This window comes from Microvirga medicaginis (assembly GCF_052658925.1).
Genome location: NZ_JBQWEL010000008.1, coordinates 68,726 through 92,116, shown reverse-complemented (window position 1 = coordinate 92,116; position 23,391 = coordinate 68,726). Strand labels below are relative to the sequence as shown.

The 23,391-nt window shown below is 63.3% G+C and carries 26 protein-coding genes; 23 read left to right on the top strand and 3 right to left on the bottom strand.

The genetic code is table 11. The annotated features are described in order from the left end of the window. Positions 1–19: 19 nt before the first annotated feature. Positions 20–493: a Fur family transcriptional regulator Irr gene (gene irr, locus ACUXUR_RS12415; protein WP_445502661.1), complete on the bottom strand. Its 474-nt coding sequence runs from the start codon at positions 491–493 to the stop codon at positions 20–22. Between the two features lie 247 nt (positions 494–740). On the opposite strand from irr, the gene fabA reads away from it, so the two are divergent. From fabA to olsA, 13 genes are all read left to right on the top strand, one after another. Further along, positions 741–1,262, top strand: coding sequence for a 3-hydroxyacyl-[acyl-carrier-protein] dehydratase FabA (gene fabA / locus ACUXUR_RS12410; protein ID WP_445502660.1), 522 nt, complete (start codon positions 741–743; stop codon positions 1,260–1,262). Positions 1,263–1,543: 281 nt separating this feature from the next. Beyond that, the gene (gene fabB / locus ACUXUR_RS12405; protein WP_445502659.1) at positions 1,544–2,767 is read left to right on the top strand and encodes a beta-ketoacyl-ACP synthase I; all 1,224 of its coding nucleotides are present in this window, start codon (positions 1,544–1,546) and stop codon (positions 2,765–2,767) included. Between the two features lie 155 nt (positions 2,768–2,922). Beyond that, a complete protein-coding gene (gene fabI, locus ACUXUR_RS12400; protein WP_445502776.1) occupies positions 2,923–3,753 on the top strand; it encodes an enoyl-ACP reductase FabI in 831 nt (276 codons plus the stop codon). 93 nt (positions 3,754–3,846) lie between these two features. Beyond that, positions 3,847–4,473 carry a thioredoxin domain-containing protein gene (locus ACUXUR_RS12395; protein ID WP_445502658.1) on the top strand — a complete coding sequence of 209 codons (627 nt, stop codon included), beginning with the start codon at positions 3,847–3,849 and terminating at the stop codon, positions 4,471–4,473. Positions 4,474–4,656: 183 nt separating this feature from the next. Further along, positions 4,657–6,171, top strand: a complete 1,515-nt coding sequence (gene murJ / locus ACUXUR_RS12390; RefSeq protein WP_445502657.1) for a murein biosynthesis integral membrane protein MurJ — start codon at positions 4,657–4,659, stop codon at positions 6,169–6,171. A 104-nt stretch (positions 6,172–6,275) separates the two neighbouring features. Next, positions 6,276–7,316 (top strand): tryptophan--tRNA ligase, encoded by a 1,041-nt coding sequence (gene trpS, locus ACUXUR_RS12385; RefSeq protein ID WP_445502656.1) that lies wholly within the window; start codon positions 6,276–6,278, stop codon positions 7,314–7,316. Between the two features lie 125 nt (positions 7,317–7,441). Further along, complete coding sequence (locus tag ACUXUR_RS12380) at positions 7,442–7,891, top strand: universal stress protein (protein WP_445502775.1); 450 nt, start codon at positions 7,442–7,444, stop codon at positions 7,889–7,891. Positions 7,892–8,184: 293 nt separating this feature from the next. Then, positions 8,185–8,745: a NifU family protein gene (locus ACUXUR_RS12375; protein ID WP_445502655.1), complete on the top strand. Its 561-nt coding sequence runs from the start codon at positions 8,185–8,187 to the stop codon at positions 8,743–8,745. A gap of 37 nt (positions 8,746–8,782) precedes the next feature. Beyond that, positions 8,783–9,406, top strand: coding sequence for a malonic semialdehyde reductase (locus ACUXUR_RS12370; protein WP_445502654.1), 624 nt, complete (start codon positions 8,783–8,785; stop codon positions 9,404–9,406). A gap of 126 nt (positions 9,407–9,532) precedes the next feature. Continuing rightward, positions 9,533–10,216 carry a tRNA (adenosine(37)-N6)-threonylcarbamoyltransferase complex dimerization subunit type 1 TsaB gene (gene tsaB, locus ACUXUR_RS12365; RefSeq protein ID WP_445502774.1) on the top strand — a complete coding sequence of 228 codons (684 nt, stop codon included), beginning with the start codon at positions 9,533–9,535 and terminating at the stop codon, positions 10,214–10,216. Further along, on the top strand, positions 10,213–10,698 hold the full coding sequence (locus ACUXUR_RS12360; protein WP_445502653.1) for a GNAT family N-acetyltransferase: 486 nt from the start codon (positions 10,213–10,215) through the stop codon (positions 10,696–10,698). Before tsaB ends, ACUXUR_RS12360 begins: the two co-directional genes overlap by 4 nt. A 268-nt stretch (positions 10,699–10,966) precedes the next feature. Further along, on the top strand, positions 10,967–11,341 hold the full coding sequence (locus ACUXUR_RS12355; protein ID WP_445502773.1) for a Fur family transcriptional regulator: 375 nt from the start codon (positions 10,967–10,969) through the stop codon (positions 11,339–11,341). Further along, the gene (gene olsA, locus ACUXUR_RS12350) at positions 11,338–12,105 is read left to right on the top strand and encodes a lyso-ornithine lipid O-acyltransferase (protein ID WP_445502652.1); all 768 of its coding nucleotides are present in this window, start codon (positions 11,338–11,340) and stop codon (positions 12,103–12,105) included. Before ACUXUR_RS12355 ends, olsA begins: the two co-directional genes overlap by 4 nt. 114 nt (positions 12,106–12,219) lie before the next feature. Here olsA and ACUXUR_RS12345 read toward each other — a convergent pair whose 3' ends face one another. Then, positions 12,220–13,152 (bottom strand): transcriptional regulator GcvA, encoded by a 933-nt coding sequence (locus ACUXUR_RS12345; RefSeq protein ID WP_445502651.1) that lies wholly within the window; start codon positions 13,150–13,152, stop codon positions 12,220–12,222. Positions 13,153–13,300: 148 nt separating this feature from the next. Here ACUXUR_RS12345 and ACUXUR_RS12340 point away from each other — a divergent pair, with 148 nt between their 5' ends. Beyond that, entirely contained in the window at positions 13,301–13,540 is a 240-nt protein-coding gene (locus ACUXUR_RS12340; protein WP_445502650.1) for a DUF1127 domain-containing protein, read from the top strand. Positions 13,541–13,551: 11 nt separating this feature from the next. Further along, complete coding sequence (locus ACUXUR_RS12335; protein WP_445502649.1) at positions 13,552–14,235, top strand: glutathione S-transferase family protein; 684 nt, start codon at positions 13,552–13,554, stop codon at positions 14,233–14,235. A 13-nt stretch (positions 14,236–14,248) separates the two neighbouring features. Here the strand turns inward: ACUXUR_RS12335 and ACUXUR_RS12330 are convergent, their stop codons facing one another. After that, entirely contained in the window at positions 14,249–15,430 is a 1,182-nt protein-coding gene (locus ACUXUR_RS12330; protein ID WP_445502648.1) for an MFS transporter, read from the bottom strand. Between the two features lie 113 nt (positions 15,431–15,543). Here ACUXUR_RS12330 and ACUXUR_RS12325 point away from each other — a divergent pair, with 113 nt between their 5' ends. The 8 genes from ACUXUR_RS12325 (at position 15,544) to metK (ending at position 23,391) form a co-directional block, all read left to right on the top strand. After that, positions 15,544–15,855 carry an ArsR/SmtB family transcription factor gene (locus ACUXUR_RS12325; RefSeq protein ID WP_445502647.1) on the top strand — a complete coding sequence of 104 codons (312 nt, stop codon included), beginning with the start codon at positions 15,544–15,546 and terminating at the stop codon, positions 15,853–15,855. 133 nt (positions 15,856–15,988) lie between these two features. Then, entirely contained in the window at positions 15,989–17,347 is a 1,359-nt protein-coding gene (gene miaB, locus ACUXUR_RS12320; RefSeq protein WP_445502646.1) for a tRNA (N6-isopentenyl adenosine(37)-C2)-methylthiotransferase MiaB, read from the top strand. Positions 17,348–17,412: 65 nt separating this feature from the next. Further along, positions 17,413–18,507, top strand: a complete 1,095-nt coding sequence (locus ACUXUR_RS12315) for a PhoH family protein (RefSeq protein WP_445502645.1) — start codon at positions 17,413–17,415, stop codon at positions 18,505–18,507. A 14-nt stretch (positions 18,508–18,521) separates the two neighbouring features. Then, positions 18,522–18,980: an rRNA maturation RNase YbeY gene (gene ybeY / locus ACUXUR_RS12310; RefSeq protein ID WP_445502772.1), complete on the top strand. Its 459-nt coding sequence runs from the start codon at positions 18,522–18,524 to the stop codon at positions 18,978–18,980. A gap of 35 nt (positions 18,981–19,015) precedes the next feature. Next, entirely contained in the window at positions 19,016–20,041 is a 1,026-nt protein-coding gene (locus tag ACUXUR_RS12305; RefSeq protein WP_445502644.1) for a hemolysin family protein, read from the top strand. Continuing rightward, positions 20,038–21,645, top strand: a complete 1,608-nt coding sequence (gene lnt / locus ACUXUR_RS12300) for an apolipoprotein N-acyltransferase (RefSeq protein WP_445502643.1) — start codon at positions 20,038–20,040, stop codon at positions 21,643–21,645. Before ACUXUR_RS12305 ends, lnt begins: the two co-directional genes overlap by 4 nt. Before the next feature lie 51 nt (positions 21,646–21,696). After that, positions 21,697–22,110, top strand: coding sequence for a helix-turn-helix domain-containing protein (locus ACUXUR_RS12295; RefSeq protein ID WP_445502642.1), 414 nt, complete (start codon positions 21,697–21,699; stop codon positions 22,108–22,110). 105 nt (positions 22,111–22,215) lie between these two features. Then, positions 22,216–23,391: a methionine adenosyltransferase gene (metK, locus tag ACUXUR_RS12290; RefSeq protein ID WP_445502641.1), complete on the top strand. Its 1,176-nt coding sequence runs from the start codon at positions 22,216–22,218 to the stop codon at positions 23,389–23,391.

Genomic DNA, 23,391 nt, shown 5'->3' with positions numbered 1-23,391 from the left:
CTCTGCTCGGCTGATTTCTTTAAGAGGACTTGCGGCGCAGGCGCACGATCACCTCGACGCCAGCGACTTCCATGCCCTCGGGCGGTTCGGGCAGGTCGGCCACGCTCACGGCGGCGGTGTCGGGCATGTCCACGAGCTCGCCCGCATCCTCCAGGAAGAAGTGATGGTGCTCGGTGGGATTGGTGTCGAAATAGGCCTTGGAGCCGTCGACGGCGAGCTGGCGCAGGAGGCCGGCTTCCGTGAACTGGTGCAGGGTGTTGTAGACGGTGGCGAGAGACACCGGAACGCGGGCACGGCTCGCCTCGTCGAAGAGCATCTCGGCCGTGATATGGCGATCGCCCTTGCCGAACAGGAGCCAGCCCAGAGAGACGCGCTGCCGGGTGGGGCGCAGGCCGACGCGGCGAAGCTTATCCCGCAACTCGGAGAGGGGGCAGCCCTTCCGGTGGGCCGGAGCCGTCGTGGACTCGATATAGGCGGACAAAGGGTCGGTCATCGTCGGAACTGTTTGAGGGAACGAGCGCTTCTATCATCACCATGATAGGAAAGCGAGGGGGGCGCCGCAAGGTGATCCGCGGTCGCGCTTAAGGAGTGTTCCTTAAGAAGCGGCAAAAGAATTGCCGCTCTCGTGCCCGGGTCCCTTTGATGGATGGCCAAGCCTGTGCTACCAGAGCCCGCATTGAAGGCCTTAAGGACATCCTGAGGCCGCTTTTGAGACGACGATGAAAGGATCGGCACCCGGCATGGCCCGCCAGTCCAGCTTTAATTACGAAGAGCTCCTTGCCTGCGGGCGCGGAGAATTGTTCGGCCCCGGCAACGCCCAGCTGCCGCTGCCTCCCATGCTGATGTTCGACCGCATCACCTCCATCTCGGAAGAGGGCGGCGAATACGGCAAGGGTCATGTGCGCGCCGAACTCGACATCCGCCCGGACCTCTGGTTCTTTCCCTGCCACTTCGCAGGCGATCCGGTGATGCCGGGCTGCCTGGGGCTCGACGCTCTCTGGCAGCTGACCGGCTTCTTCCTCGGGTGGGGCGGCTCGCCCGGCCGTGGCCGTGCGCTCGGCGTCGGCGAGGTGAAATTCTCCGATCAGGTTCTGCCTACCGTGAAGAAGGTGGTCTACGGCGTGGAGCTCAAGCGCGTCTTCCGCTCGAAGCTGGTGCTCGGCATCGCCGATGGCTGGCTCGAAGCCGACGGGCGCCGGATCTACGAGGCCAAGGACATGCGTGTCGGCCTGTTCCAGGCGGAGACCCCGGCGGGGGGCTAGCGCATCGTGCGGACCTGAAGGGCCGCGTCAGCGAAAAGTGGATCCGGTTTTCCGTCCTAAACGATGCGCTCTCTCAAGGAGAGCGCATCGGCCAAAGGCATCCATCATGTTGACAAAACATGATTTCTTCGAAAAACCGGCCCTGACGCATGCGGCGAAGCCATCGAGTTTGATGGATCGTTTCCCGATTCGCCCGCAGGCTCGCGGTTGAGATTAAGCCGATCCGGCCTTACCTGTTTGGGCAGAAGGCTGGCATCCAAGATCCGATGAAGAGGTAGGCTATGAGACGCGTCGTCGTCACCGGAATGGGCATCGTTTCGTCCATCGGCAACAACACGCAGGAGGTGCTGGCCTCTTTGCGCGAAGCGAAGTCCGGCATTGCGAAGGCCGAGGATTACGAGAAGTACGGCTTCCGCTGCCAGGTCCACGGTGCCCCGCAGATCGATGTGGACTCGCTCGTCGACCGCCGCGCCATGCGCTTCCACGGCCGCGGCACGGCCTGGAATCACGTGGCCATGGACCAGGCGATCCGCGATTCGGGGCTCGAGGAGAGCGACATCTCCAACGAGCGCACCGGCATCATCATGGGCTCGGGCGGCCCTTCCACCCGCACCATCATCGAGGCCGCCGACATCACCCGCGACAAGGGTCCCAAGCGCATCGGTCCCTTCGCCGTGCCGAAGGCCATGTCCTCGACTGCCTCCGCGACGCTCGCCACCTGGTTCAAGATCAAGGGCGTGAACTATTCCATCTCCTCGGCCTGCGCGACCTCCAACCATTGCGTCGGCAACGCCTACGAGATGATCCAGTACGGCAAGCAGGACGTGATGTTCGCCGGCGGCTGCGAGGATCTGGACTGGAGCCTGTCCAATCTCTTCGACGCCATGGGCGCCATGTCCACCAAGTACAACGACACCCCGTCCCGCGCCTCGCGCGCCTATGACGCCAACCGCGACGGCTTCGTCATCGCCGGCGGCGCGGGCGTGCTGGTGCTGGAGGAGTTGGAACACGCCAAGGCCCGCGGTGCCAAGATCTACGGCGAGATCGTCGGCTACGGCCTGACCTCCGACGGCTACGACATGGTGGCGCCCTCGGGCGAAGGCGCGGTGCGCTGCATGCGCATGGCGCTTCAGAACGTCCATAATCCGGTCGACTACATCAACCCGCACGCCACCTCGACCCCGGTCGGCGACCAGAAGGAGATCGAGGCGATCCGCGAGGTGTTCGGCTCGGGCGACAAGTGCCCGCCGATCTCGGCCACGAAGTCGCTCACCGGTCACTCGCTCGGCGCGACCGGCGTGCAGGAGGCGATCTACTCGCTCCTGATGATGCAGAACGGCTTCATCTGCGAAAGCGCCCATATCGACGAGATCGATCCGGCCTTCGCGGACATGAACATCGTCCGCAAGCGCATCGACAATGCCAAGCTCGACACGGTTCTCTCGAACTCGTTCGGCTTCGGCGGCACCAATGCCACACTCGTCTTCGGCCGCTACAACGGGTAAGACGTCATAAACCTGAGACAACGCCGTGCGATGTCCCGAATTTCCAAGGGGGACCTCGCATGGACACGCTCATTGATATCAAGACCAAGGCTCACGATGCACGGTTTGCTAACGATCGGCATCCCAATATAGAGCCGATGCACAGGGGGACCCGCATGAGCGGTCTGATGCAAGGAAAGCGCGGCCTCATCATGGGCGTCGCGAACGACCATTCCATCGCCTGGGGCATCGCCAAGGTTCTGGCGGAGCACGGCGCGGAACTCGCCTTCACCTATCAGGGCGAGGCGCTCGGCAAGCGCGTGACGCCTCTGGCGCAGTCGCTGGGCTCGGACCTCGTGATCCCCTGCGACGTGGAGGACATCGCCTCCGTCGATGCCGCGTTCGAGGCCATCGACCGGCGCTGGGATTCCATCGATTTCGTGGTTCACGCCATCGGCTTCTCCGACAAGTCGCAGCTGAAAGGCTCCTACACGGAGGTCACGACGCGTGAAAACTTCTCGCGCACCATGGTGATCTCCTGCTTCTCCTTCACGGAGGTGGCGCAGCGCGCCGCCAGGCGCATGAAGAACGGCGGCTCGCTCCTGACGCTGACTTATGGCGGCTCCACCCGCGTGATGCCGAACTACAACGTGATGGGCGTCGCGAAGGCTGCGCTCGAAGCCTCCATGCGCTACATCGCCTCCGATCTCGGTCCGCAGGGCATCCGCTGCAACGCGATCTCGGCAGGCCCGGTCCGCACGCTGGCCGGCGCCGGCATCTCGGACGCGCGCCTCATGTTCACCTACCAGAAGGCGCACGCCCCGCTACGCCGCACGGTGACCATTGAGGATATCGGCGGCTCGGCCCTCTATCTCCTCTCCGACCTCTCGAATGGCGTGACCGGCGAGATCCACTACGTGGATTCAGGCTACAACATCATCTCGATGCCGCGTCCGGAAGTGCTCAAGGCCCAGGACGCCGCCGGCGTGACGGGCGAAGAGGGTTAAGGCCTTCACAAGTGCATGAGGGAGCAAAGCTTGGCCTTGCTCCCGACATGATCACACGGCACCAGAGGCTCTCGTTTGTGAGAGCCTTTTTTCATGATCCTGTCCCGCCGCACCCTTCTGGCCGGCCTTGCCGCATCCGGCGCCAGCGTTCCCGCCTTCGCGCAATCGGCGCCGGAGCCGCAGATGGTTCCGATCGAGCTCGTCGAGGACACGATGGCCTTGAACGCTGCCGTGAAGCTCGGGCACCGGCACGGCGACGTGATCATGATCGAATATTTCGATTACAATTGTCCCTGGTGCAGAAAGTCGGCGGCGGATCTGCCCGCGCTTCTGAAGGCGGAACCGGATCTGACCTATGTGCTGGTGAATTTCGCCGTGCTCGGAATTCCGTCCGTCACCGCCACCAAGGCAGCGCTGGCTTACTTCCAGCTCTACGGCCCTGAACGTTATCTGCCGCTGCATCTTGCCCTGTTCAAGCTTAAAGGCGCGGTCGATGGCGAGCGGGCCCTGAAGGAAATCGAGCGTCTCGGCGGCGACACCAAGCGCCTGGAGGAGGTGGCGAATTCCGAGCGCACCACGCAGTGGATGAAGGAGACCTTCAAGCTCGGCAACTCCCTCGGCTTTACCGCGACGCCCTCCTTCCTCGTCGGCACGGAATCCTATGTCGGAGGCATGACGCTCGCCCAGAAGCGTGAGGCGATTGCACGCGCGAGGGGTTGAGGCGCCTCCCTTTTTCCGACCCCCACCCTGCCTCTCCCCTGCCGCAAGTCGGGAATTCCCGACTTGCGGCAGCAAGAACGGATCTCGGGAACACCCGAGATCCAGGGGAGGGGAACAGCGGAGTCCGCTTCATCACCATTCCTTAGACAATTCTCTCCGAACCGTTTAAGCGCGAGAGGATCCATGTCGCTCATCCGCTCCTCCCTTCTGGTCGGCTTCGGCTCCATCGCCTCGCGCATTCTGGGCTTTGTCCGGGACATGCTGTTCGCGCAGGCCCTGGGCGCGGGGCCCGTGGCGGATGCGTTTCTCACGGCCTTTCGCCTGCCGAACCTCGTGCGCCGCATCGTCGGCGAGGGCGGGCTGAACCCGGCCCTCGTACCGCATTTGAGCCGGCTGAACCCGGATGAGGCCGCCTCCATGGCCGGCGACGTGATCAGCTTTTTCGCGATGGTGCTTCTCGGGCTCACCGCCGTGGTGGAGATTGCCGCCGGCCTCGTCGCGCTTCTCCTCGCACCGGGCCTGCACGATGACGGACAGACTCTGACCTTGGTCACGCTCTACACGCGCCTGTCCTTTCCCATCGTTGTCGCGGTGACGCTCTCCTCGGTTGCCGCAGCCATCCTCAACATGCGCGGGCGCTATGGGGCGACGGCCTTCGCGCCGCTTGCGGTGAATGTCGGATTGATCCTGACGCTCGTAGCGCTCGAAACCGTCGTCGCGCTTCCTCTCGACAGGAAGGCCGCGTGGCTTTCGAGCATCTCGTGTCTGGCAGGCTTCATCCAGCTTTTCATCGTGCTGGCAGCGCTGAGGCAGGGTGGGGAAAAACTCGTACAGTTTCGCAAACCGCACTGGTCCCCAGGCCTCAAGAGCCTGCTGCTGGCGGGCTTCCCCGCGCTTGTCGCAAGCGGCGCAGCTCAGCTTTTCATTCTGGTGGGAACGCAGGTGGCCTCGTTCTGGCCCTCCGGCATCTCCTGGCTCTACTACGCCGAGCGGGTGATGCAGCTGCCGCTCGGCCTGATCGCGGCGGTCGGATCAAGCGTGCTGCTTCCGCAGCTCGCCAAGCACCACCATGCGGGAGAAACGACAGTCGTCATCGCCGCTCAGCACCGGGCCCTGGAAGTGGCGCTGCTGCTCGCCCTGCCCGCCAGCGCGGCCTTGCTGATCCTCTCCTTTCCCATCACTCATGTTCTCTTCGAGCGTGGAGCCTTTCTCCCGTCCGATACGCGAGGAACGGCGCTGGCGCTCGCTTCTTTAAGCCTCGGCCTGCCTTTCGCCACCGCCGGAAAGGTGCTGAGCCAGACTCTTTTCGCCCGCGGCGCCCTGCGCCTGACGATGGCCGGGACGCTTCTCGGCATTCTCGTCACGCTGATCGGCGGGGTTCTGCTCGCGCTGCGCTGGGGACCTGCCGGGATCGCTCTCGGCGTCAGCCTGGGCTGTTTTGCCCATGCTGCCGCCATGGCCTGGATGCTTCAGCAAATCGGCCTGTGGCATCCGGATGGACGCTTCATGAGCCGCCTGACCCGCATCGCTCTCTGCACGGCTCTCATGGGCCTTGGCTTATGGGGAGCTCAGCAGATGCTTGCACCCACGAACAGCCTGTCTCTCGCCGCCTTCTGCCTGGGCGGGCTCGCGCTTTATGCCCTCGGGGCATGGCTGACAGGCGCGGTGACCCGTGACGACGTGGCTTCGCTCCGGTAAAGGCTTGCATCATGGCGTGGCCCTGTCATAACCGCGCCGCAACGCAACATGGAAAATAACCGCCGTCCGGCGTCCAACCCGGTCCGGCGTGGGAGTGCAAGACGATGGCGCAGTTCAAGGAGCTGGTTTTCTCAGGCATGCAGCCGACGGGGAACCTGCATCTCGGAAACTATCTTGGCGCGATGATCCGCTGGATCGAACTCCAGAAGACGATGGAATGCATCTATTGCGTCGTCGACATGCACGCCATCACCATCTGGCAGGACCCCGCCGACCTGAAGCGCCAGATCCGCGAGGTAACGGCCGCCTATCTTGCCGCCGGCCTCGATCCGAAGAAGAGCATCATCTTCAACCAGAGCCAAGTGCAGCAGCACGCGGAACTCGCCTGGGTGTTCAACTGCGTCGCCCGCATCGGCTGGATGAACCGCATGACGCAGTTCAAGGAGAAGGCCGGCAAGGACCGCGAGAACGCCTCGCTCGGCCTCTACGCCTATCCGAGCCTCATGGCCGCCGACATCCTGGTCTACCGCGCCACGCATGTGCCGGTGGGCGAGGACCAGAAGCAGCATGTCGAGCTGACCCGCGACATCGCCCAGAAGTTCAACAACGACTACGCCGCCTCGATTGCCGCCAACGGTTATGGCGACGCCTTCTTCCCGCTCACCGAGCCCATGATTCAGGGGCCGGCGACCCGCGTCATGTCGCTCCGCGACGGCTCGAAGAAGATGTCGAAGTCGGACCCGTCCGATTATTCGCGCATCAACCTGACGGACGATGCGGACACCATCGCCCAGAAGGTGCGCAAGGCGAAGACGGACCCCGAGCCCCTGCCCTCCGAGGCCGAAGGTCTCAAAGGTCGTCCCGAGGCGGAGAACCTGGTCTCGATCTATGCCGCGCTTACCGGCACCACGGCGGAAGACGTGCTGCGCGAGCATGGCGGGTCGCAGTTCTCCGGCTTCAAGGCCGCTCTCGTGGACGTGGCAGTGACGAAGCTCGCCCCCATTGCGGGCGAGATGCGCCGCCTCATGGCCGATCCCGGCCATATCGATGCGATCCTCATCGACGGCTCGGACCGTGCCCGCGTGATCGCTGCGCAGACCATGGATGCGGTGAAGGATATCGTCGGCTTCGTCCGCTCGCGTTAACCCGAATCTGCCCTAGATAGCGAACCTGCCCTAGATACAGGGGAAAGGCAGCATCGAGGGATGCAGGAGAGCGTGCAGTGAGCGGCCAGCGCCGATCCTATGAGACAGGCCACCGGCCCAAATTCATGGTGGTGATCGATAAGACGCCGGAATGCGCGCGGGCGATCCATTTCGCCTCGCGCCGTGCCGCGCGCACCGGGGCGAGCATGCTCATGCTGGCCGTTGTGGACCCGCCGGACGATTTCGAATGGCTCGGCGTCGGCGAAGCGATGATCGAGGAAGCGAGCGAAGAGGCGGCAAAGCTCCTGGAAGCCGCCGCCCGCGAGGCGCGCGGCGCCGCAGGCGTGGAGCCCGAGCAGGTGATCCGCGTCGGCAAACGGGCAGACGAGATCATCAAGCTGATCAACGAGGACGAGGACGTGTCCTTCCTGGTGCTTGCCGCCGGCAGCAGCAAGGAGGGCCCCGGCCCCCTGGTCACGAACCTGGCGGGCAGGGCGGCCTCCACCTTCCCGATCCCCATCGTCATCGTACCGGGCGGCCTGACGGACGAGGAAATCGACGCGTTGGCGGGCTGAACAAGCATCTTTCATTCCTCCCTATGACGATGCTTCAGCGTCATCCCCGGACTTGTTCCGGGGATCCACCTCTTAGGAGACGCAACGGCTTAAGACGTTGATGGCCGGGTCAAGCCCGGCCATGACGAGGAGCGAGGCTGTTCACGATCCCGATTCTGCTACACAATCCCCCGGGTCACAACTTCCCCTTGGAATCCTCACTCCCCCATTCCACATCTTGCCTGAAACCTGTTAGAACGATTCTAACCCCACCACTCGGCCGGCCTTGAACCGGCGCCAGAGGACAAAAAGCGATGTTCATCCAGACTGAAGCCACCCCCAATCCCGCCACCTTGAAGTTCCTGCCCGGTCGCGTCGTGATGCCGGAAGGCACGTTCGAGGCGAAGACGCCCGAGCAGGGCGAGTTCTCGCCTCTGGCCCAGCGCCTCTTTGCCGTGCCAGGCGTCACCGGCGTCTTCTTCGGCTACGACTTCATCACCGTGACGAAGGCGGATGGCGAGTGGCAGCACCTGAAGCCTGCGATCCTCGGCGCGATCATGGAGCATTTCATGACCGGCGCGCCGCTCTTCTCGAACGGCTATGGCGCTGCGGAAGAGGATGGTGAGGAGTTCTTCGACCCAGCCGATGCTTCGACCGTCGAGACGATCAAGGAGCTGCTCGAAACCCGCATCCGTCCGGCCGTTGCGGGCGACGGCGGCGACATCACCTTCCGCGGCTTCAAGGACGGCGTGGTCTATCTCGTGATGAAGGGCGCCTGCTCCGGCTGCCCCTCCTCGACCGCCACGCTGCGCCACGGCATCCAGAACCTGCTGCGCCATTTCCTGCCGGATGTGCGCGAGGTGCAGGCCGTTTGATCAGATTTTAAGAATTCTCAGTATCAAAAAGCGCGGCATGAAAGCCGCGCTTTTTGCTTGGAGCCTTGCCTTGCCGCCTCTGTCCGACGCCTCCCTCGATCAGCTCTTCCGCAATGCCCGCACCCATCGCTGGTGGGAGGACCGAAAGATTCCCGAAGACACGCTGCGCGCCATCGCCGATCTCGCCAAGCTGGGGCCGACCAGCGCTAATTCCTCGCCGGGCCGCTTCGTCTTCGTGGTGTCGCAGGAAGCGAAGGAAAAGCTCAAGCCCCATCTCGACGCGGGCAATGTGCGCCAGACCATGAGCGCCCCGGCTACCGTGATCGTGGCCCATGACGTGGAGTTCTACGAGAAGCTCGGATTCCTTAGCCCCCACAGCAAGGATGCGCGCAGCTGGTTCGCGGGAAAGCCCGAGGTGATCGAGCGCACCGCCCTCCAGGGGTCCTCCCTGCAAGGCGCCTACCTCCTCATGGCGGCCCGCTCGCTCGGGCTCGATTGCGGCCCCATGGGCGGCTTCGACCGCGAAGGCGTGGACAGGACCTTCTTCCCGGACGGGAAGACCAGATCCAACTTCCTCATCAATCTTGGCTTCGGGCTGCCCGATAAGCTCCATCCGCGCCAGCCGCGCTTTGCGTTCGAGGAATTCTGCCGGATCGAGTGAGATGCTACGCTTTTCCCCTCCCCCTTGCGGGGAAGGGACAGTCCGGGATGACGGAACTGCATTAAACCGTTTCCACACATCCGCTTCATGCTCTAAAGAAGCCTGACGATCCGACGGAGACGAATGTTGCGCGTTCTTGCCATCGATACGGCGCTTGGCGCCTGCTCGGCCTGCATCTGGCAGGCGGGCGATGCCGAACCGCTGGCGGCCGAGACCCTTTTCATGGAGCGCGGCCATGCGGAGGCTCTGCTGCCGCTCATCGAGCGCGTCGCCTCCAGGGTGGAAGGCGGCTTCGAAACTCTCGACCGGGTGGCGGTGACGGTGGGGCCAGGCAGCTATACGGGCCTGCGCGTCGGCATTTCGGCCGCCCGCGGCATCGGGCTTGCCGCCGGCATTCCGGTGGTAGGGGTCGCCACCCTCTCGGCCTTCCTCGCTCCGCTCATGGTGAAGGAACGGCGCGGGCTCTTCACCGCGGCCCTCGATGCCAAGCACGGCCACATCTACGTCCAGGCCATCGCCCCGGGTGGACGCACGATCATCCAGCCGAGCCTCATGAGCTATCGCGATGCGATCCGGGTACTCGGCTCAGGTCCCCTCCTGATCAGCGGCTCGGCTGCGGTGATGCTGGCGGCGGAGGCGCGCATGCAGGGCGTCGAGGCTCATGTGACCGACGTGCAGCAGGCTCCCGACATCGCCTGGATCGCCCGTCTCGGCGCCCTCGCCGATCCGAATCAGGCTCTGCCCAAACCTCTTTATCTTCGCGATCCCGACGCCAAGCCGCAGGATGGCGCGCGCATCGCCCGCCAATGAGCTTCTTCGATCTGTTCAAGAAGCCTGGCGGCTTCCGCATCGATCCCCTAGGCAGCGATGCGGCCTCGCGCATGGCGGCGATCCATGGGGCCTCCTTCGCGCGGCCCTGGAGCACGCTGGAATTCGAGCGGCTGCTCGCCGAGCGTGGCGTGGTGGGAGACGGGCTGTTTCTCGGATCGGCCGCGAAGCCCGCCGGCTTCGTGCTGTCGCGCATCGTCCTCGACGAGGCCGAGATCCTCACTCTTGCCATTGCCCCGGAGGCGCGCGGCAAGGGCTTGTCGATCCCCCTGCTCGAGCGGCACCTGGACGAGCTCTCCCGCCGGGGCGTGCGGATTGTCCATCTGGAGGTCGAGGAGGGCAACGATCCAGCCATTGCCCTCTACCGGCGCTTCGTCTTCAAGGAAGTCGGGCGACGTGAAGGCTATTACCAGAAGGCGGATGGCAGTCGGGTGGCGGCGCTCACCATGGCGCTGAGCCTATAGCCCCCTCCCGGCAACTCTCGTATAAGCATCTGCAAGCGCATCGTGCGGACCCGACGGGCCGCGTCAGCGGAAAGTGGCCCCGGTTTTCCGCACGAACGATGCGCCACTTTAAAAATGAGCATCGGATGGATCCCAAAAGTGCACTCCACTTTTCACGTCCGATGCTCGAGAAAACAGGTTTTCAGCCTTGTCATCACGGACCAGCAGCACCGGAAAACTTCGCCGCCTAGGAGCCATCGAGCGCGCCTGCCGCGACAAGGGCCTGCGCATGACGGGCCAGCGGAAGATCATTGCGCAGATCCTCGACGATGCCGCCGATCATCCCGACGTGGTGGAGCTGCACCGGCGCGCCGCGGAGGTGGACGACCGTATCTCGCTCTCCACCGTCTATCGCACCGTGAAGCTCTTCGAGACGGAAGGTATTCTGGAACGCCTCGATTTCCGCGACGGACGGTCCCGTTACGAGCAGGCGGCACGCGAGCATCACGACCATCTCATCAATCTCGAGACCGGCGACGTGATCGAGTTCCAGTCGGACGAGATCGAGGCGCTGCAGACGGAGATCGCCAGGCGCCTCGGCTACAAGGTCGTCTATCACCGCCTCGAGCTCTACGCGGTGCCGTTGGACAAGGATGACGCGTGACCAGGATCGTCGTCGGCCTGAAGCTCCTGGTGCTGGTGCTCTGCAGCCTCGTGCTCGTGCCGCTGCAACTGCTCGGCATCCGTTTCGGCTGGAATCTGGTGCACCACCTGCCTGTCCTGTTTCACCGCATCCTCTTGAGGCTCTTCCATGTGCGCGTGATCGAGAAGGGCACGCCGCCGGGCGACGCGCCGACGCTCGTTGTCGCGAACCATGTCTCCTGGCTCGACATTCCCGTCATCGGCTCGGTGCATCCCCTCTCCTTCATCGCGAAATCGGAGATCGAGGGCTGGCCTGTCGTCGGTCTGCTCGCAAAGCTCCAGCGCTCCGTCTTCATCGACCGGCAGCGCCGCAGGGCGACGGCTGAGGTGAACGACGCGCTCGCCCATCGGCTCGTGAAGGGCGAGGTGATCGTGCTGTTCGCGGAAGGCACCACGAGCGACGGCAACCGGCTCCTTCCCTTCCGCTCCTCGCTGGTCGGCGCCGCGCAGACGGCGCTCATGCATGACAGCATCGAGCAGGTCTTTCTGCAGCCGCTTGCGATTTTCTACACCCGCCGGAACGGATTGCCGATCACCCGGCGCGACCGGCCCTTCATCGCCTGGTACGGCGACATGGACCTGGCCCCCCACCTCAAGCTCTTCCTCGAGGGCCACGCAATCGACGTGGTGGTGACCTGGGGCGAGCCGATCCCCTTCAACGGCAGCCGCAAGGCGGCGACCGCCGCCGCCGAGAGCGCGGTGAGAAGAGCGCTGAAGGCGGCGTAGTTAGAGTGTCATCCCCGGCGGTCCGAAAGGGCCGGGAAGGAGATCCATTGACACCCGTTGCGCTATGGATTCCCTTCCCCTCGCTGCGCTCCGGCCGGGAATGACACCGCTGCATCATATCCGCGCTGTCTCGGCAACATGCGCCCTTGCCTCCTCCAGAAGCCAGGCGCGGAAAGCGGTGAGGGCCGGTTTGTCCGCATTCGCTTCCGGACTGACGACGTAATACTGATAGGCGCCCTTGACCTGATGCGGGAAGGGCCGAACGAGACGGCCGGCCTCCAGGTAGTCGCCGATCAAAACATTCGTGGCGAGAGCAACGCCCTGCCCCGAAGCCGCCGCCTGCAGGCAGAGATAGGTGTGGGTGAAGCGTGGGCCGCGCGACGTGTCGACGCCCTCGACCCCCACCGCCTCGAGCCAGCGATCCCAGGTGATGTAGTCGGGCACGCCTTCGACAGCCTCGTGCACCAGCGTGTGATGTTTGAGATCGGCCGGTTCGCTCAAAGGCCGCTCAGGATTCTTGAGCAGGGAAGCGCTGCACACGGCGAAGAAGTACTCTTCCATCAGCAGCTCCGTATGCAGTCCCGGATAATGGCCGCGCCCGAAGCGGATGGCGACGTCCACATCCTCACGGGCGAAATCGGTGAGGCGCATCGAGACCGAAACCCGCACATCGATCTCGGAATGCCGCTCCCGGAAGGAGCCCAGCCGGGGGATGAGCCAGTTCGAGGCCAGGCTCGGCATGGCGCTGACGGTGATCACATTGGATGTTCTCGGCCGCAGGACCTGCGCCGTCGCCTCGTCGAGCTTGTCGAGCACCTCCGACAGGGAGGCCGCATAGCGCTCGCCGAGAGGCGTCAGGGCCACGCCGCGCGCGGGCTGGCGCACGAAGAGAGGACGGCCGAGCCAGGCTTCCAGCGCCTTCACCTGCTGGCCGACCGCGCTTGCGGTGACGGCGATCTCGTCGCCAGCCTTCTCGAAGTTCAGATGGCGGGCCGCCGCCTCGAAGGCGCGCACGGCATTCAGGGGAGGCAGACGACGACGAGACATGGGTTGATCCGATAGGTATTTACCCAAGTTTTCCTTGGGCAAAAGTCAAGGACTTCTCATTTGCTTGGACGCTAGCACAGGAGCAGAGTTTTCTCCAGCAAACTGCCTTTGCAAAACGCCTTTGCAAAGCCCTCGATGGAGACCCGTCATGGCAACCGGATATACCACAGTAAATCTTGGGTTTAGCATCGCCGCTCGCGAGCGGCAGAGCACCCTGCTCAAGCTGCTTCTGCGCTACGAGGCTTGGCTCGACCGGCGCAGGAGCGCCCGCGTCCTGTACAATCTGGATGACAGGGCGCTCGCAGATATCGGATTGTCACGGGCCGATGTGGAAGGCTTGAATACCGCCTCCTGGCAGGATCACCTGCCGCCGACGCCCGGACGATGAAAGTGTAAGCCATGAAGCTCTATTCCGGCCCTTTGAGCCTCTTCTCCCGCAAGGTCGAAATTGCCCTCCACGAGAAGGGGCTGCCGTTCGAGCGCATCCCGGTCGCCTTCAGCCAGACCAGAGGCTACAGCCCCAAGCACCCCGAGGTGCTGGCCGCCAATCCGAAAGGTCAGGTTCCCGTCCTTATCGACGAGGACCTGACCCTCTACGATTCCACCCTGATCCTCGAATATCTGGAGGATGCATATCCCGATCCCGCGCTCTATCCGAAGGCTGCGACGGAGCGGGCGCAATGCAGGCTTCTCGACCTCTTCGCCGACGAGATCATGCTGGTGCCGCTGCGCTCGCTGATGCACCGGACCGAGCCTAAGCCCGACGACCTGCAGCGCTGGACCGAGAAGGAAGCCAAGGCGCGGGAAGCCGAGGCGGTTTTGAGCCGGCATTATGCGGATCTCGACCGCCGGCTTGGGACTCAAGACTTCTTCTGCGGAGCCTTTTCCGCGGCGGATATCGCCGTCTTCATGACCGTGTTCTGGACCCGCCGTCTGGGCGGCCCGTCGCTGAAGGAGCACAGGGCGCTGGCCTCCTGGTATGCGAGGCTCAGCGAGCGCCCGTCCTTCGCCAGGGTGACGGCCGAGATCCGCGCTGCGGATCGCGACTTGTCTGCCCCCGTCGAGGGCGCCTACCGGGATTGAGCAAGGCTTGTTCTCAGTCCCGCAGAGAGACCGGCTGAAGCGCGGATTGTCGCGGTTGGCCTAACCAGATCAAAGCGAGAGCGGCGAGCAGGAACAGGGCCGCGACCCAGCCAAGATCCAGGACGGTGCCGTATCGCAGCACGCAACCTCCGATGAAGGAACCCAGTGCGACCCCGAAATAGAGCGCCGACCCATTAAGGGAGAGCGCGAGCGGAGCGCTGCCAGGCGCGATCGTCAGAATTCGGCTCGCCTGGGCCGGCGGAAACGACCATGACATCACGCCCCAGGGAAACAGCGCCCCGATGAAGACCGGCCCAGCCCATGCGGTGGGCAGATAACCGACGAGGGCAAAGAACAGCATCATGCCCGTGTTGAGGATAAGCGCGATCGTCACCATGCGCTGCGCACCCCAGCGATCTGCCATTTGGCCGCCGAGATAATTCCCCAAGGCTGCACCGCTGCCATAGATCAGCAACACGGTCGGCAGCATGGAGCGGCTGAGTCCGGCGGCCTGGATCGTCATGGGGGCAATATAGGTGAAGACCATGAAGCCCGCGGTCATGTAGAGCAGCGTCATCGCGAGCGTCGGAAGAATACGGGGTTGAGACAGAACGTCGAAGCGATCTTTCAGCGGCATCTTCGTTCCACGTAAACCTTTCGGCAGCATGAAGTGAATCGCGATCGCTGCAATCACGCCTGTAGCAGCGATGCTTACATAGGTGCCTCTCCATCCCGCCCAGGATGCGACGAACGCTCCCAAGGGAGCGCCGAGCGCGACAGCGAGCGAAGTCCCGCCGACAACAATCGAAATCGCCCGTGCCCGGTGATCGGCATGGGAGATTGCGACCGCCGTCGCCTGGGCTGTGGCGGCATAAAGACCTGCAGCGCAGGCAATAACGATTCTGGCGACGAGGAGCATTCCATAGCTTTGAGCAAAAGCTGCGCTGAGTGCACCTGCCGTGAAGACGAGGGCGCTGGTCGTCAGGACCATGCGTCGGTCGCGATCCGCCGTGAGCGCGGTCAGGAAAGGTGAGCCGATCGCATAGACGAGGGCGAAGGCGACGACCAGATAACCCGCCTCAATGAGAGTCACACCCGTATCCTCGGCGATCTGCGGAAGAAGCGAGGAAATCACGAATCCCTCGGCACCGATGGCGAAAGTGCCGAGAGCTAACCAGAAGAGACGCTTGTTCATGGTCAACGACCCTTGTTCAAGAATCATTGAACAATTGAACTTCAATTCCGACCTTGTCAAGAAATAGTTCAATGGATGTTGAACTACTGATATAGAATCCCTATTAAGAGATCATGACCACCCTGCCTCATCCCTCTATCGATCAAATCGAGCTGGCCCATGTGCTGGCGGCCCTCGGCGATGAAACGCGCTTGGCCATCATCAGCCTTTTGGCGGAGGGCGAGCGGGACGAGATGACCTGCAGCCAGTTTCTGCATCTCGGCTCCAAAACGGGGCTTAGCTATCACTTGGCCAAGCTGCGCGAAGCTGGCTTGGTCAATGTTCGCCCCGAAGGCACGAAACGCATGATCAGCCTGCGCCGAGCCGAACTTGATCAGCGCTTTCCGGGTATTCTCGATTCCGTCATCGCCTGTCGAGCCGCCTGAACGGAACCTGCAAAAAACTAGGTCCCGTTGACCCTGGATCCTGCGTTCCCTCTGTCACAGGGGTGACACTCTTCTCTTGAAAGCTCAAAGCGCTTAAAGACAGGGCTTCCACCTTTCACAATAGGCCGATCTCGTGAAAAAAGTTTTCGTCAAATCCTATGGCTGCCAGATGAACGTCTATGACGCCGAGCGCATGGCGGACATGCTGACCACCGAAGGCTATGCCGAGACCAAGGCCATGGAGGAGGCGGACCTCGTCATCCTCAACACCTGCCATATCCGCGAGAAGGCCGCCGAGAAGGTCTATTCGGAGCTGGGCCGCGTGCGCGAATTGAAGAAGGAGCGCCAGACCCACGGCCGGGAAACGAAGATCGTGGTCGCGGGCTGCGTCGCCCAGGCCGAGGGCAAGGAGATCCTGCGCCGTGCGCCGGCCGTCGACGTGGTGGTGGGCCCGCAGAACTACCATAACCTGCCGGAGCTTCTCAAAAAAGCGCGCTCGGAGCGCGTGGTCGACACCGAATTCCCCATCGAGGACAAGTTCGATCATCTGCCCAAGCCCTCGAAGGCCATGATCCGGAACCGGGGCGTGTCGTCCTTCCTTACGATCCAGGAAGGCTGCGACAAGTTCTGCACCTTCTGCGTGGTGCCCTATACCCGCGGCGCGGAAGTCTCCCGTTCGGTAGCCAAGATCGTTGACGAGGCGCAGGGCCTCGCGGATGCGGGCGTGCGCGAGCTCACGCTCATCGGCCAGAACGTGAATGCCTATCACGGCGAGGGCCCCGACGGCTCCATCTGGTCCTTGGGGAGACTGCTGCACCGCCTCGCCGAGATCCCCGGCATCGCAAGGCTTCGCTATACCACGAGCCATCCGCGCGACATGGATGACGAACTGATCGCCGCCCATCGCGACCTGCCGGCGCTCATGCCCTACCTGCACCTGCCCGTGCAATCCGGCTCCGACCGCATTCTCGACGAGATGAACCGCAAGCATACGGGCGACGAATACCGCCGCCTGATCGAGCGGATCCGCAAGGCGCAAGCCAACCTCGCGCTCTCCTCCGACTTCATCGTGGGTTTCCCGGGCGAGACCGATGCGGAGTTCGAGGACACGATGCGGCTTGTGGCCGATGTGGGCTTCGCGAGCTCCTTCTCCTTCAAATACAGCCCCCGTCCCGGCACGCCTGCGGCCGAGATGGAGCTCCAGGTTCCCGAGGCCGTGAAGGCCGAGCGTCTGGCACGTCTCCAAAACCTGTTGGAAACGCAAAGACAGGCTTTCAATCACGGAACCGTTGGTCAGACTCTGGACGTTCTCTTGGAGAAGCCGGGTCGTCACCCGGGCCAGATGGCCGGCAAGTCGCCTTATCTGCAGGCCGTGCAGATCGAGACCGATTGTCATCAGATTGGTGATATCGTGACGGTACGGATCACACAGGCAGGCTCGAACAGCCTGTTCGGGGAAGTCGTGAAGCCCGGCACCCAGGCCGCGGCCTGACACTTTCTCCTCCGAAGAGAGTTTCTTTCGCCATAACCCTGTGGCGAACACATGAGGAGAGGCATTTGAGGCCAGCGGACAACGCGACCGCACGAGCGCAGAAGGGACAACCCTCCAGCACTTCCCATCCTGGCGTCGAAGAAGAGGCCGAAATCGTCCTCACTTTCGACGACAACCGCCTCGCCAGCCTTGTTTTCGGGCAATACGACCAGAACCTCGCGCATCTGGAGCGCCGCCTGAACGTGGCCGCCATCGCCAACGGCAATCGGGTGACCGTGAAGGGCACGCCGGAATCCTCGGAACTCGCCCGGCGCGTTCTCGAAACGCTCTATGAGCGCGCCCGCCAGGGCGCGTCCCCTGGTCCCGGCGATGTAGACGGCACGATCGAGGAATCGTCCCTGCAGGGCACCCTCTTCCCGAACGCGGAAACCGCAACGCCCGGTCTCTCCGCCTTCGACCATATCGCCACCCGCCGGCGCGGCGTGGTCCGCGCCCGCAACGCGGCGCAGAACACCTATATCAAGGCGCTCAAGCAGAACGAGCTCGTCTTTGCCGAAGGTCCTGCCGGTACCGGCAAGACCTGGCTTGCCGTGGGCTATGCCGTCTCGCTGCTGGAGGCGGGGCAGGTGGATCGGCTCATCATCTCGCGGCCGGCCGTGGAAGCGGGCGAGCGCCTCGGCTTCCTGCCCGGCGACATGCGCGAGAAGGTCGATCCCTATCTTCGCCCGATCTATGACGCGCTCTACGACTTCATGGAGGCCCGCCATGTAGATCGCGGCCTGCAGACCGGCATGATCGAGATCGCGCCGCTCGCCTTCATGCGCGGCCGAACCCTCACCAACTCCCTGGTGCTGCTGGACGAAGCGCAGAACACCACCTCCATGCAGATGAAGATGTTCCTGACGCGCCTCGGCGAAGGATCACGCATGATCATCACCGGCGACCCGACGCAGATCGACCTGCCGCCGGGCCAGAAATCGGGCCTCGTCGAGGCCGTGCGCATCCTCCACGGCGTCGAGGGCATCTCCCGCGTGACCTTCAAGGAGGCGGACGTGGTGCGCCACGATCTTGTCCGCCGCATCGTGGCCGCCTACGACAAGGCTGGACGCGAGGCACCGCCGCAGGAACAATCGTATCGCGAACGGAACGTAAGACCGTGATCGAGCTCGACATCATGATCGAGGAGGGCGACTGGGAGACGATCCCGGACGTGGAGGTCCTCGCCCAGAAGGCCGCATCGGCCGCTTTGGCCGTGACATACGAAGCCAATGGGGACTTCGAGGCGAGCGTGATGCTGACCGACGACGCCCAGATCCAGGAGCTGAACCGCACCTGGCGCGGCAAGGACAAGCCCACCAATGTGCTTTCTTTCCCAGCCCCCGAGCAGCCGGGGGCAACTGGGCCTCGCCATTTGGGCGATATTGCTTTAGCTTACGAAACGCTGGTGCGCGAATCCGAGGAGGAATCCAAGGAGCTCGCGCATCATTTCGCCCATTTGATCGTCCATGGGGTTCTGCATCTTCTCGGTTACGACCACGAAACCGAGGCGGAGGCGGAGATCATGGAAGCTCTCGAGGTGAAGGCGCTGGCCACTCTTGGAATCGCCGACCCCTATCGCGATATGGCAGCGTAAACGCAAAAAACGTTTCAGCTGAAACTCACACTGATATGAACGAAGATCGAAGTCGTAACGACCGCCCTGTCCGCTCTCTCTCGGATGATGAAGATCCACGAGAACATTGGTACGACCGTGTTCTCGTCCGCCTGGGGCTAAAACCCCGCGATTCCATCCGCCACGATCTTGAGGACGCTCTCGAGGAATCCTCCGTCGAAGACACGGACTTCTCGCCCCAGGAACGGGCGATGCTCAAGAACGTACTCTCGTTCCACCGCATCCGGGTGGAAGACGTGATGGTGCCCCGCGCCGATATCGTGGCGGTGGCATCCGACACCAATCTCGGCGAACTCCTGAGCCTCTTCCGCACGGCGGGCCATTCCCGTCTGCCGGTCTACGGCGAGACTCTCGACGATCCGAAGGGCATGGTCCATATCCGGGACTTCCTCGATTTCATCGCCATGCGCGCCGACAGCGGCGCCTCGGAAGGCGGAGCGAGCGACGACACGCCCCCGCCGAGCCTCGGGCAGGTCGATCTGTCCATGGCACTGGCTGAAGCCAATATCCTGCGCCCGGTGCTCTTCGTGCCGCGCTCCATGCCCGCCATCGACCTCCTGGTGCGCATGCAGGCAACCCGCACCCACATGGCCCTCGTGATCGACGAATATGGCGGTACCGACGGCCTCGTTTCCATCGAAGACCTCGTGGAAATGGTGGTGGGCGATATCGAGGACGAGCACGACGAGGATGAGGAGGTCACCATCGCCAAGGCGGCCGACGGCACTTATATTGCCGATGCCCGCGCCAGCCTCGACGAGGTGACGGAGACGCTCGGCGTCGATCTCTCGGATGAGGAAGGTGCCGAGGACATCGACACCATCGGCGGCTTCATCGTGACGCTCGCCGGCCGCGTACCGTCCCGCAGCGAAGTCATCGAGGGTCCGAAAGGCCTCGAATTCGAGGTGCTGGACGCCGATCCCCGCCGAGTGAAGCGCCTGCGCATCCTCCGGCATGTCCCATCCACCGAGGTCGAGGTGGAATCATCTGCCCCGCGCCCCGAAAGCGCTGCGGCGGAATGATCCGTATCGCCGATCGCGTCACCCTCGCCTGGGGATGGCACCGTTGGCTTCTTGGCTTGCTTTCGGGAGCCGTCGGCGCGCTCGCCATGCCGCCCTTCGGCTTCCTGCCGGCGCTTGCCCTGTCGCTCACAACCGCCGTATGGCTCATCGACGGGGCCGGCAAGGCGGGTCCCTCCCGGTGGGCTCCCCTCAAATCGGCGGCACTCATCGGCTGGTTCTGGGGCTTCGGGTATTTCGTGGCCGGGCTCTGGTGGCTGGGCGCGGCCTTTCTCGTGGAAGCGGACCAGTTCGCCTGGGCCCTGCCCTTCGGCGTCCTGGGGCTTCCGGCTCTGCTCGCCTTCTTCACCGCCTCCGGCTTCGCGCTCACCCGCCTTCTCTGGCTGCCCGATGCCTCGCGCGTCTTTGCCCTTGCTTTCGGACTTTCGGTCAGCGAATGGCTGCGCGGCCACCTCTTCACGGGCTTTCCCTGGAACAATCCCGGCATGGCGCTCGGCCAAAATCTATGGCTCATGCAGAGCGCCTCGCTCGTCGGCCTCTATGGTCTGAGCTTCCTCGCCATCGCGATCTGTGCCTCCCCCGCCCTGATCTTCACCGGCAGCACGAACCGCGAGCGCTGGGCGGTGCCGGGCCTTGCCGCGACACTGCTTCTCGCGATGGCGGCCTTCGGCTTCTGGCGCGTTCCGTCCGAGCCGACAGCCGCCGTCGAGAACGTGCGCCTGCGCATCATGCAGCCCAACCTGCCTCAGGATGCAAAATTCAATCCGCGTAACCGCGATGCCATCATGCGGCGCTATCTCTCTTTAAGCGCGAGCACCGGCCGCGATGGCCGAACCGCTGCGGATGCCACTCATATCATCTGGCCGGAATCGGCATTCCCGTTCCTGCTCCACCGCGACCCGGCGTCCCTCGCCCAGATCGGCGGCCTTCTTGAACCGGGCTCCGTGCTGATCACGGGTGCCGCGCGTATGGACGAGCCGCTGCCCGGCGAGACGGTGGGCCGGTTCTACAACGCGATCCAGGTGATCGACGATCGCGGCACCATTCTCAGGTCGTACGACAAGGTGCATCTGGTGCCCTTCGGCGAATACGTGCCGAAATTTCTCGATGCCCTGATCCGGGCCGTGGGCCTGCGCCAGTTCGTGCATATCCCAGGAGGCTTCGAGCCCAGCGAAAAGCGCCAGGCACTTACCATTCCCGGTTTGCCGCCAGTGGCCGCCACGATCTGCTATGAGGCGATCTTTCCCGGTGAGATCCTCCCTGAGGGCCCCCGCCCCGACCTGATCCTCAACCTCACCAATGATGGCTGGTTCGGTCAGACCACAGGACCGTACCAGCACTTTGCACAGGCACGCCTCCGTTCTGTCGAGGAAGGCCTCCCTCTGGTGAGGGCCGCCAACACGGGAATCTCAGCCGTTGTCGACCCTTACGGCCGGATTGTGGACAGTATTCCACTTGGAGTTGAGGGTGTCCTTGACGCTAATCTTCCGGTTGCATTGAAAGCAAATCTATCTTCAAAAGCAAGTAGGTTTTCTTTGACGGCCATGCTTTTGATCTGCTTAATGGCCTTGATTGTACGTCGAAAACAAAGAGTGTCCTCCATCTAGGATGATAAAGGACATGGCGTTACGTCAGCTTTGACAAGAAAGCCTGGGGCCATGAAGAAGTCGACCAGTTCGATTGACAAGGAAATCGGAACACGGGTGCGTATGCGCCGTATTTCGATTGGCATGAGCCAAGAAAAGCTTGGCGAAATGCTTGGCCTTACCTTTCAGCAGGTTCAGAAATACGAAAAAGGTATGAACCGGATCAGCGTAGGTCGCCTCGTCGACATCGCCAAGATCCTGGGCGTCGACATTCATTTCTTCTTCAATGGCATCAAGAGCGGCAAGACCGAACCCGGCTTTGCGGAAGAGGAAGCACCGCCTTATCTTGTAGACGTCATGTCGACCCCGGAAGGCCTGCAGCTCATCCGCACCTTTACCAGCATCAAGAGCGCCAAGGTCCGCAAAAGCATCGTGCAGCTGGTGACATCGCTCGCGGCCCAGGACGAGCAGGAACGTTCGTCATAAAGAACGCGTTCGCTTGACCTTTCCGCTGGCCTGAGGCATGACCTGCGGTAGGCTTACGGCCCCTGTGAGCCGTGCTTTTCGTGTTTGCCTCAAAGGAATTCTATCGTGCGGCGGTCAAGCTATCTCTTCACCAGCGAGTCGGTGTCCGAAGGCCATCCGGACAAGGTTTGCGACCGGATCTCCGATGCCGTCGTCGACGCTTATCTCGCGGCCGAGCCGGAAGCGCGTGTCGCCTGCGAGACGCTGGCCACCACCAATCGCGTGGTCATCGCCGGTGAGGTGCGCGGCCCCGACTCGATCACCAAGGACAAGGTAGTCCAGCTCGCCCGCGATGCCATCAAGGATATCGGCTACGAGCAGGAAGGCTTCCACTGGAAGAACGCTGAAATCGACGTCTACCTGCACGCCCAGTCGGCCCATATCGCGCAGGGCGTGGATGCCGGTGGCGACAAGGATGAAGGTGCGGGCGACCAGGGCATCATGTTCGGCTATGCCTGCAACGAGACGCCGGAGCTGATGCCGGCGCCGATCTACTACGCTCACAAGATCCTCGAGAACCTGACTGCCGCCCGCAAGGGCAAAGTCGGCGATGCCGCCAAGCTCGGTCCCGACGCCAAGAGCCAAGTCACGGTCCGCTACGAGAATGGCAAGCCCGTCGCCGCCACGCAGATCGTTCTGTCCACGCAGCACCTGGACGAGAGCCTCTCCTCCAACGACGTGCGCGCGATCGTCGAGCCCACCATTCGCCAGACGCTGCCCGAGGGCTGGATCTCGGCCGATACCATCTGGCACGTGAACCCCACCGGCAAGTTCGTGATCGGCGGCCCCGACGGCGATTGCGGCCTGACCGGCCGCAAGATCATCGTGGACACCTATGGCGGCGCGGCCCCGCATGGCGGCGGCGCGTTCTCCGGCAAGGATCCGACCAAGGTCGACCGCTCGGCGGCCTATGCGGCCCGCTATCTCGCCAAGAACGTGGTGGCTGCGGGCCTCGCCGACCGCTGCACCCTGCAGCTCTCCTATGCGATCGGCGTGGCCAAGCCCCTGTCGATCTACGTGGACCTGCACGAGACCGGCAAGGTGAGCGAGGACAAGCTCGAGGCCGTTCTCATGGAGGTGATGGACCTCTCCCCGCGCGGCATTCGTACGCATCTCGGCCTCAACAGGCCGATCTATGCGCGCACCTCCGCCTATGGCCATTTCGGTCGCAAGCCGGAAGCGGACGGCGGCTTCTCCTGGGAGCGCACCGACCTCGCCAACGCCCTCAAGTCGGCCTTCTGA